1 pseudogene is annotated in these 661 nt (G+C 67.6%); it reads right to left on the bottom strand.

The annotated features are described in order from the left end of the window. Nucleotides 1-6: 6 nt before the first annotated feature. Nucleotides 7-661: pseudogene (locus NM1_RS43675) on the bottom strand (sensor histidine kinase); the annotation flags it as partial.

Here is a 661-nt window from a genome sequence, read left to right as displayed (position 1 = left end):
CGGGGTTCATCGGTCTCCTTTATCTCCGGTTAGGTTCATTGCTCTCATTGCGCGGCCATCCCGAACGCCTTGCTGGTGACGACTCAGACTTGACCTGATGGATTCTGCGTCACGGCTCGGTGTGCGATCGGCCTTTCCGATGACACCACCGGGAACCAGCCGATTACCCGGATCGCGCTGTGGCAATCCCGCCGCCGTCCGTTTTTCCGGTTCGGCCTCTACGGCACGGCGAGCGGCCTGCCAACCTTCGTCACCCGGTGATTCGAAGGAGGCGGCCACCTGGGACCGGTCCGAATTCGGATCCGACAGCCACGCCGACATCATCTCGGCGAAAATCGGCGTGCCACCCATCACCGAATCGGCCTCGTCCGCCGGCTGCAGCCGGGTCTGGAAGAACGAGGCGGTCTTCTCCGGATTCGACTTGAAACTGTGCCGGCCCGGCTCGCGCGCCTCGCCGGTACCCGAATCCGCGGACTTGTCGGCCTCGGCGTGCGACGGTTCCCGTTGCGGCAGGCTCAGTCCCGGTGTCGGGGCCGGACGCGGGGGCAGTCCCGCACCCGGCTGGCGCTGCGGCAGGCTGAGCCCGCTCGACGCCGCCGCCGATCCCGGCGACCGCTGCGGCAGACCGTTGCTCTCGGACTCGCGCTGTGGCAGACCACCG

The sequence above is a fragment of the Nocardia mexicana NBRC 108244 genome (assembly GCF_001613165.1).
GTDB classification, from domain to species: domain Bacteria; phylum Actinomycetota; class Actinomycetes; order Mycobacteriales; family Mycobacteriaceae; genus Nocardia; species Nocardia mexicana.
This window is presented reverse-complemented; position numbering and strand designations above follow the sequence as displayed.